Source organism: Pantoea sp. CTOTU49201 (assembly GCF_032054795.1).
Taxonomy (GTDB): domain Bacteria; phylum Pseudomonadota; class Gammaproteobacteria; order Enterobacterales; family Enterobacteriaceae; genus Pantoea; species Pantoea symbiotica.
The window spans coordinates 1-8,665 of record NZ_DAMBSA010000187.1 but is presented as its reverse complement, the minus strand read 5'-3'; the positions used below and the strand labels follow the sequence as shown (position 1 = coordinate 8,665).

At 52.6% G+C, this 8,665-nt stretch carries 11 protein-coding genes; 3 read left to right on the top strand and 8 right to left on the bottom strand.

Going from position 1 to position 8,665, the window contains the following annotated elements:
* Both RTY00_RS14005 and RTY00_RS14000 read left to right on the top strand, forming a co-directional pair.
* A partial coding sequence (locus tag RTY00_RS14005; protein WP_312664858.1) for a pyruvate kinase alpha/beta domain-containing protein occupies positions 1 to 378 on the top strand: 378 nt, incomplete at its 5' end.
* A 304-nt stretch (positions 379 to 682) separates the two neighbouring features.
* Positions 683 to 919, top strand: coding sequence for a major outer membrane lipoprotein (locus RTY00_RS14000; protein WP_007892735.1), 237 nt, complete (start codon positions 683 to 685; stop codon positions 917 to 919).
* A gap of 74 nt (positions 920 to 993) precedes the next feature.
* Here RTY00_RS14000 and RTY00_RS13995 read toward each other — a convergent pair whose 3' ends face one another.
* The 7 genes from RTY00_RS13995 to sufA form a co-directional block, all read right to left on the bottom strand.
* Positions 994 to 1,971, bottom strand: coding sequence for a L,D-transpeptidase family protein (locus tag RTY00_RS13995; RefSeq protein ID WP_312664857.1), 978 nt, complete (start codon positions 1,969 to 1,971; stop codon positions 994 to 996).
* Between the two features lie 61 nt (positions 1,972 to 2,032).
* Positions 2,033 to 2,449 (bottom strand): cysteine desulfuration protein SufE, encoded by a 417-nt coding sequence (gene sufE, locus RTY00_RS13990; protein WP_008102979.1) that lies wholly within the window; start codon positions 2,447 to 2,449, stop codon positions 2,033 to 2,035.
* A gap of 20 nt (positions 2,450 to 2,469) precedes the next feature.
* A complete protein-coding gene (sufS, locus tag RTY00_RS13985) occupies positions 2,470 to 3,693 on the bottom strand; it encodes a cysteine desulfurase SufS (protein WP_091003179.1) in 1,224 nt (407 codons plus the stop codon).
* Positions 3,690 to 4,967, bottom strand: a complete 1,278-nt coding sequence (gene sufD / locus RTY00_RS13980; RefSeq protein ID WP_277966032.1) for a Fe-S cluster assembly protein SufD — start codon at positions 4,965 to 4,967, stop codon at positions 3,690 to 3,692. The genes sufS and sufD overlap by 4 nt, the downstream gene beginning before the upstream one ends.
* Positions 4,942 to 5,688, bottom strand: a complete 747-nt coding sequence (sufC, locus tag RTY00_RS13975; RefSeq protein ID WP_008102973.1) for a Fe-S cluster assembly ATPase SufC — start codon at positions 5,686 to 5,688, stop codon at positions 4,942 to 4,944. The genes sufD and sufC overlap by 26 nt, the downstream gene beginning before the upstream one ends.
* Positions 5,689 to 5,722: 34 nt before the next feature.
* Positions 5,723 to 7,216, bottom strand: coding sequence for a Fe-S cluster assembly protein SufB (gene sufB / locus RTY00_RS13970; protein ID WP_008102971.1), 1,494 nt, complete (start codon positions 7,214 to 7,216; stop codon positions 5,723 to 5,725).
* 7 nt (positions 7,217 to 7,223) lie between these two features.
* Positions 7,224 to 7,598, bottom strand: a complete 375-nt coding sequence (gene sufA / locus RTY00_RS13965; RefSeq protein WP_007892717.1) for a Fe-S cluster assembly scaffold SufA — start codon at positions 7,596 to 7,598, stop codon at positions 7,224 to 7,226.
* A 389-nt stretch (positions 7,599 to 7,987) separates the two neighbouring features.
* Here sufA and RTY00_RS13960 point away from each other — a divergent pair, with 389 nt between their 5' ends.
* Positions 7,988 to 8,392 (top strand): hypothetical protein, encoded by a 405-nt coding sequence (locus RTY00_RS13960; RefSeq protein WP_008102969.1) that lies wholly within the window; start codon positions 7,988 to 7,990, stop codon positions 8,390 to 8,392.
* Between the two features lie 30 nt (positions 8,393 to 8,422).
* On the opposite strand, the gene RTY00_RS13955 is transcribed toward RTY00_RS13960, so the two are convergent.
* A partial coding sequence (locus RTY00_RS13955) for a (Fe-S)-binding protein (protein WP_312664855.1) occupies positions 8,423 to 8,665 on the bottom strand: 243 nt, incomplete at its 5' end.

Below are 8,665 nucleotides of genomic sequence, written 5' to 3'. Positions count from 1 at the left end.
CTGCAAGACTCACGCAAGCTGCGCATCACCGAAGCGGTATGTCGCGGTGCGGTTGAGACTGCAGAGAAGCTGGAAGCGCCACTGATTGTTGTAGCTACCGAAGGCGGTAAATCTGCCAAAGCGATCCGTAAGTATTTCCCGGATGCCACCATTCTGGCGCTCACCACCAACGAAACTACTGCGCGTCAGCTGATTCTGAGCAAAGGTATCGAAACCCATCTGGTGACAGAAATTGCCTCAACTGATGATTTCTATCGCATTGGTAAAGAAATGGCGCTGGAAAGCGGATATGCGCAGAAAGGCGATGTTGTGGTCATGGTTTCAGGCGCATTAGTACCAAGCGGAACGACAAACACCGCTTCTGTACATGTAATCTGATTAGCAACTGAATTTTTATTAAAAAGCGCCTTTTTTAGGCGCTTTTTTTATTGCTGATGTAATACAAAAACCAGAAATTTCCAATCGAAATTAACTATTCAAAATCTCGTATGATTAAGGTTAGTCCGATTAAATCTCTCTGTTTTAGCTAATTATTTTCATCTTCTTCTGTGAAATGCTGTTTCTTTGAGCGAACGATCAAAATTAAGCATGTTCTCATCAAAAATTTATTCTCAACTCAAAAAGCTTTGTGTAATACTTGTAACGCTACATGGAGATTAACTCAATCTAGAGGGTATAAAGAATGAATCGCACTAAACTGGTACTGGGCGCTGTAATCCTGGCTTCAACTATGCTGGCTGGTTGCTCAAGCAACGCTAAAATCGACCAACTGTCTTCAGACGTTCAGACTCTGAACGCTAAAGTTGATCAGCTGAGCAACGACGTGAACGCAATCCGTTCTGACGTTCAGGCTGCTAAAGATGACGCAGCTCGCGCTAACCAGCGTCTGGACAACCAAGCTCACTCTTACCGTAAGTAAGAGTACTGGTTGAAAAATGGTGCCCATGTGGCACCATTTTTTTTGTCCTGATTCTGCGTTTCTTTGGTCCGAATTCAGGGTTGCGCTACTGCTTCACTTACAGCTTCAGCACTCTGATTAGTTACCGGCTCACCACTGCTCACCAATACCGGCATGCCTGAACGTCGGGCTATCACTTCCTTAATCAATGCGGTATCGCTCTTCTCACTCTTTGAGAAGGCTTTCAGCTGCGCGGACTGCGCAATCGGCATGGTTTGTGGATCATCCTGATCGTTGCGCGATAACGGCTGATGCACTTCAACGTAGCGCTTACCGTCGGGCTCAATCGCATACTTGATGGGCTGGTTGATGACCTGCACGCGCGTTCCTTTCGGCACGCTGTTGAACAGCGCTTCAATATCATCCGGTCGCAGTCGAATACAACCAGAGCTTACGCGCATACCAATACCAAAGTCAGCATTGGTGCCGTGAATCAGATACTGACCAGTACCGCGCGCCAGACGCATGGCAAACAGCCCCATCGGGTTATCTGGTCCGGCGGGCACCACGCCCGGCAAGGTGATGCCCTCTTTGGCATAGCGCTTGCGGATATTGGTGGTTGGCGTCCAGGTAGGGTTAGGGATTTTCTGGCTGATGCTGGTGACCATGGTTGGTGTCATGGCACCCAGTTGACCGATACCAATCGGATAGACCACCACACGATCTTCACCTTTCGGATAGTAGTAGAGCCGCAACTCCGCGAGGTTAATCACGATACCTTCGCGTGGCGCATCAGGAAGCAGCATCTGCAGCGGCACGGTTAATTGTGTGCCGGCCTTTGGCAGCCAGGGATCAACGCCTGGATTCGCTTCCAGCATGCCGAGCATGCCTATCTTATAACGCGCGGCAATGCTCTCCAGCGGCCGTTTGTCATCCGGCACAGTGGTCAGGGTATTCTCGCCAATTAAACGGCTGTTATCGGCTGGTAGGGGATATTCCGTAGCAAATGCAGGTGCAGAGAGTCCGCAACAGGACAACAGCAATGCACCGGCTAAACGTAAGGCTGGTTTCATGCAATTTTCTCTTTGTCGGATAGAACAGACCCCGGTCAAGCCGGGGTCTGGAGAGTGTAACTTAGCTGAGGGTCTGAGCGTTATGCCGGATCGCGCGGATCATGGCTTCCAGCCCCTGCGAACGCGAGGGAGTGAGATGTGAGGTCAGCGCTAATTCGCCGAACCAGTGGCGCACATCGAGATCGAGAATCTCTGGCGCCTTAAGCCCCTGATACAGGCTAAATACCACTGCAATCAACCCTTTAACGATGGCGGCATCACTGTCACCTTCGAAGGCGATGGTGCCATCGGCCTGCGGGGTCATGCGTATCCACACCTGGCTCTGGCAGCCTGAAATCACGTGTTCTGGCTGCTGTAAGCTTTCGGAGGATTCTGGTAATTTCCCACCGAGTTCAATGATGTAGAGGTACTTCTCTTCCCAGTTAGCGCAACGATTAAAGTTACGAACCAGTCTCTCTTTATCTGGCAAATTCGCCATGAATCACTCCTGAAATCTGCTCAACCGCCCAGCAGACGATGAATACGGGTCAAACCTGCGGCCAGGCGATCGGCTTCTTCTTCGGTGTTATACAGCGCGAAGGAGGCACGACACATCGCCGGCACCGCATAATGACGCATCAGCGGCATTGCGCAATGATGGCCGGTGCGGATCGCAATACCGTATTGATCAAGGAAACTGCCGACATCAAACGCGTGATGCTTGCCGAGGTTAAAAGCCACCACGCCGCTACGACTCTCCGGACCGTAAATCACCAGATCCGGCACCGAAGCCAGTTTATCCAGCGCATAACGCATCAGCATCGATTCGCGCTGATGAATCACATCCAGGCCCAGTTCGCTGATCCACGTTAACGCCGCACCTAAACCAATGATACCGCCGGTATTTGGCGTGCCCGCTTCGAAACGCCATGGCGTACTGTTAAAAGTAGTGCCGGTTGGCAGCACCACTTCAGAAATCATCGAACCGCCGCCTTCCCACGGAGGCATGATCTCCTGCAACGCTTTACGCGCGTACAGCACACCAATGCCGGTTGGGCCATAAATTTTATGGCCGGAGAAGGCGTAGAAGTCACAGTCGATATCCTGCACATCTACCGCGTGATGCATCACCGCTTGCGCGCCATCCACCAGCGTAATCACGCCAGCGGCTTTCGCTTGCGCCACGATGGCTTTCACAGGATTGACGGTTCCGAGCACGTTTGAAACGTGGGTCACCGCCAGCAAACGAGTGCGGCTATCAATCAAGCCGCTCAGCTGCTCTAGCGCCAGCTCGCCCTGCGCATTTAGCGGCAGTACGCGAATTTCTGCGCCGGTGCGCTGTGCCACCATCTGCCACGGTACGATGTTAGCGTGATGCTCCATCTCGGTGATGATGATGTTGTCGCCTGGCTGCAACTGACTGCCGCCCCAACTGTTAGCCACCAGATTGATGGCTTCCGTGGTGCCTTTGACGAAGATGATCTCTTCAGGCGAAGCGGCGTTAAGAAAACGCGCTGCCTGATGACGCACGTTCTCCATGTCGGTGGTCGCCTGCGCGCTCAACGAATGGATACCGCGGTGCACGGCCGCATAGCCGTGCTGATAGAAATAACTTTCCGCATTGATGACCGCGAGCGGGCGCTGTGCGCTGGCCGCGCTATCAAGGTAGGCCAGCGGATGTCCGTTGACCTCACGTTTCAGAATCGGAAATTCCGCTCTGATGCGTTCGAGATCGAAACTCATGACTCAACTCCCGGAATACGCGCGGCAATGCGCTGCAGCACCACCTGACGCAGTACCGGATTCTCCAGCGTTTCGGTGAGTTCAGCGGCAAATGCATGGATGATCATACGCTGTGCGGCGGTCTCATCGATGCCGCGCGAGCGCAGATAGAACATCTGCTCTTCATCAATACGACCAATGGTCGCACCGTGACTGCACTTCACGTCATCAGCATAGATTTCCAGCTGCGGCTTGGTGTCCACTTCAGCCAGACGGCCCAGCAACAGGTTGTTGTTGGTCATCTGTCCATCAGTTTTCAGCGCGTGCTGTGCCACTTTGATCATGCCATTGAACACTGCACGACCTTTATCGCGCGCGATGACTTTGTGCATCTGACGGCTGGTGCAGTAACCTTTGTTGTGCTCCAGATAGCTGCGGGTATCGCACACTTCCTGATTCACCGGCAACGACAAACTGTTGATCGCCAGATTGGTATTTTCGCCATTCAGTTGCGCGCTGGTGTTGTGACGCGATAAACCCGCCCCCAGCAGGAAGCTGGTGGTGGCCACATTCGCATCACGGCCCATCACCACATCATTGTGCGCGAAGTGGTAAGCCTTCTCGCTCTCGAATGACAGTTTGATGTGCTGCAGTTTGGCATTGTCGGCCACGTCGAAAGTGAAACGCGCGCCGGTAAAGTGCGCCACGTCATTCAGCGTAACGTAATGCTCAATCACTTCCGCTTCTGCGCTGGCTTCCAGCTGCAGATGATGGCGATGATGCACGGTGTTAGTGCCCGCGTCCTGACCGCTAGTGATGTGCAGCAGATAGAGCGGTTTAGCCGCTGATTTGCCACGCGCCAGACGAATGGTGGTAGCTTCTTCCGCCAGGCTTTCGGTCAGATGCAGGAACACTTCCGGCTGAATCGGTGCCGGCAGCGGACGACGCTCAGAAGCCTGCGCATGCTGAATTTCAAACAGGCCGGTATCGCGGCTGCTCAATTCGGCCTGAAAGCGACCGTCAACAAACACCAGACGCACCGCATCAATCGGCAGCGCCAGCGCTTCAACTTGCTCAGCGCTCACTTCCTGCGGCTGCGGCAGTACAAACTGCTGCGCCAGCAGGCCATCAAGCGGCGTGTATTTCCAGTTTTCATGCTTACGCGTCGGCAGGCCGACACGCATTAGTTGCTGCCAGTGCTGCTGAGCCTGTAAAGAACGTACGTCACCGCGCGATTCAAACAGGTGATGCCACTGCTGCAGGGCGTTATCACTCTTGGTCGGTAAGCCAGCCATAGCCTTGCTCCTCCAACTGTTTCACCAGCGAGAAGTCGCCAGATTTAACGATCTTGCCCTGATACAGCACGTGTACGTGATCCGGCTTGATGTAATCCAGGATGCGCTGGTAGTGCGTCACGATGATGAATGAACGCTTGCCGTCGCGCAGGCTGTTAACGCCTTCGGCCACGATTTTCAGCGCATCGATATCCAGACCGGAGTCGGTTTCATCAAGGATGCACAGCTCTGGTTCCAGAGCCGCCATCTGCAGGATGTCGTTACGCTTCTTCTCACCGCCGGAGAAGCCGACGTTCACTGAGCGGGTCAGCAAATCTTCTGGCATCTTCAGCAGCTGGATTTTATCTTCGATAAAGTCCTGGAAGTCGAAACGGTCCAGCGGCTCCTGCTCACGGTATTTACGTACCGCGTTGACCGAGGTCTGCAGGAAGAACTGGTTGCTGACGCCCGGAATTTCTACCGGATACTGGAACGCCATGAAGATGCCTTCACCGGCACGCTCTTCTGGCTCAAGTTCCAGCAGGTCTTTGCCCTTAAAGGTGACAGAACCGCCAGTGACTTCGTAATCTTCACGACCAGCCAGCGTTGCAGACAGGGTACTTTTACCTGAACCGTTCGGTCCCATGATGGCGTGAACTTCGCCCGGTTTCACTTCAAGGTTCAGACCGCGCAAAATCTCTTTGTCTTCAACGCTAACCTGCAAATCTTTAATGCTTAACATACTCTTTCCTTCACATTGCTTCCGGCAACGGGCATCAGCCCACACTGTGCTCAAGGCTGATAGCTAACAATTTTTGCGCTTCCACGGCGAATTCCAGTGGCAGCTCGGAGAAAACGTCTTTGCAGAAGCCGTTGACGATCATTGAGATCGCATCTTCTTCGCTGATGCCACGCTGCAAGCAGTAGAACATCTGATCTTCACCGATGCGCGAGGTGGTGGCTTCATGCTCCAGATGGGCGGTGTTGTTGCGCGTTTCCACATACGGGAAGGTGTGCGCACCGCACTCGGCACCAATCAGCATCGAGTCACACTGGGTGAAGTTACGCGCGTTGGTCGCGGTTGGCATAATTTTCACCAGGCCACGATAGGTGTTCTGACTCTTACCGGCAGAGATACCTTTGGAGATGATGGTCGACTTGGTGTTTTTACCGATGTGAATCATCTTGGTACCGGTATCCGCCTGCTGGCGACCCGCGGTTAGCGCGACTGAGTAGAACTCACCAATCGAGTAGTCACCGCGCAGAATGCAGCTTGGATATTTCCAGGTGATCGCCGAACCGGTCTCAGACTGTGTCCAGGACATCTTGCTGTGATCGCCTTCGCACAGGGCACGTTTGGTGACGAAGTTGAGGATACCGCCCTCGCCTTCGCCGCCTGGGAACCAGTTCTGCACGGTGGAATATTTCACTTCAGCGTTTTTATGGATGATCACTTCTACCACTGCGGCGTGCAGCTGATAGGTGTCACGCACCGGTGCTGAGCAACCTTCGATGTAGCTGACATAACTGTCTTCATCGGCGATCAAGATGGTGCGCTCGAACTGACCAGTTTTTGCCGCGTTGATGCGGAAATAGGTCGACAGCTCCATCGGGCAACGTACGCCTTTCGGGATGTACACGAAGGTACCGTCAGAGGCCACAGCCGAGTTCAGCGCGGCAAAGAAGTTATCGTTTGGCGGCACGACAGTACCGAGATACTTCTGCACCAGCTCTGGATGATCGTGAATCGCTTCGCCGAACGAGCAGAAGATAATGCCCTGCTCCGCCAGCTTGCCGCGATAGGTAGTGGAAACGGAGACGGAGTCGAAAATCGCATCCACCGCCACTTCACGCCCTTCACGCACCGGAACGCCTAACTGGTTGAACGCGTCTTCCACTTCCTTCGTCAGATAGTCGCTGGAGGCGACGCTGCCGGAGGTTTGAGTCGCGCCAGGTTCAGAAGCACAGCTGTCATCGCAGTTGCCGCAGGACGGCGCGGAATAGTAGCTGTAATCCTGATAATCCAGTTTTTCGTAGTGCGCTTTCAGCCAGTGCGGCTCTTCCATTTGCTCCCAGGCGCGGAACGCCTTGAGACGGAATTCAAGCATCCATTCAGGTTCGTTACGTTTAGCCGAAATGGCGCGCACCACATCTTCATTGATGCCGTGAGCAAATTCTTCGGTTTGTAACTGGGTAAAGAAGCCCTCTTTATAGTTGAGCTTGCCTTCCCACATTTGTACATCATCAGATGCTTCGGTGTGTCGTGACATGTTTTACTTACTCGACGCCAAAGCTTTCACCGCACCCGCAGGCGTGTTGAGCTTTAGGGTTGTTGAATTTAAAAATCTGGTTAAGACCTTCGCGGACATAATCCAGCTCGGTACCGTCAACAAACGGCATCGCCTGAAGTGGCACAAACAGTTTTGCGCCGAATTGCTCAAACTGCAGGTCGTCATCGGCAGGATCTTTTACCAGATCCATAACGTACCCAAAGCCGGCACAGCCGGACGTTTTCACACCCAGTTTCAAGCCCTTGACTTCAGGGTCTTGTTCTACCAGGTTAAGAATCTGTTTCGCTGCCGATTCGGTCAGCGTGAGCCCTTTCCAGACGAAATCTTCGGGTGAAAAGGAGTCGGCATTTACTGATGACATTGTGCTACCTCGTATGTCTGGGCCTTTTCAGGCTATCCCCCTATGGTAGTGATATCAGATATCACTTCAACCTCTTGTTTTGCAGGGATAATCATCTCGTGCTATTTTTCACTGCTGCTTTATTAAGCATAGTCGCTTCAAAGCAGATTGACGGCGGCATTCCCGTGCGCGCCTGACCTGCGTAACCCGTTAAATTGCCGCAAAATTTTTAAAATCAATTTTACGATTTAATCCTGATTGATAGGTTACGCCTTTCTACTATGTAAAGAAATTGTTATTGCCGATTTTAGTAACAGGCAGAAGAAATCAATAAAATTTCACAGCGGGAATTGCATTCCTGACGCGGTTGAATATGATAATGATTATCATTAACCTAAAAAGGTGGCGATATGACGCTTACCGTCTCAGCCTGGTTACAACATAAAATCGACGAATATAAGTTTTCGGTGCGCGATATCACCGTTGACTTCTACATGGCTCAGGCAAAGCTCAACCGCACCGATTGCACTCTCGACCAACTGCGTCGCTTCAACGACACCTGCCTCGATATGGCAGAAATCTGCGAACTTAACGGCGACGATCACAGCTTTCTGCATGCCATGGGCAAGCTCCATCACCGCTTAGTGCAGGAGATGGGCAATGCCGATCGTGACCGTTTGTTCCGGATTCAGGCCTATCAACTGGCGCGCCTGTCATTAACACGTTTGTGTCATCAACTGGCGCTCAGCGGCGAGTGGGATCAAGCTACTCGCCTGCAGAGTGATTTTGTTCGCCACGCAGGCTGGATATTCTAATCCAGCTTTGTGACGACTCCTACAATTTGTTTACATCATTTCCAGTAACGCTTGCAGTGGATGACGCATGCCATTGCCTTCTGCGCGTTTTACCTGACTACGACAGGAAAAGCCGGTTGCCAGACAGCGTTGACGCGGCAGCTTTTGCAGTTGCGGATGCCAGGAAAGCTCGTAAATCCCCAGCGAATTCTCCAGGTTTGCGCTTTCGTGGCCATAGGTTCCCGCCATGCCGCAACAACCGACATTGACGTTTTCCAGCTTCGCGCCAAAGCG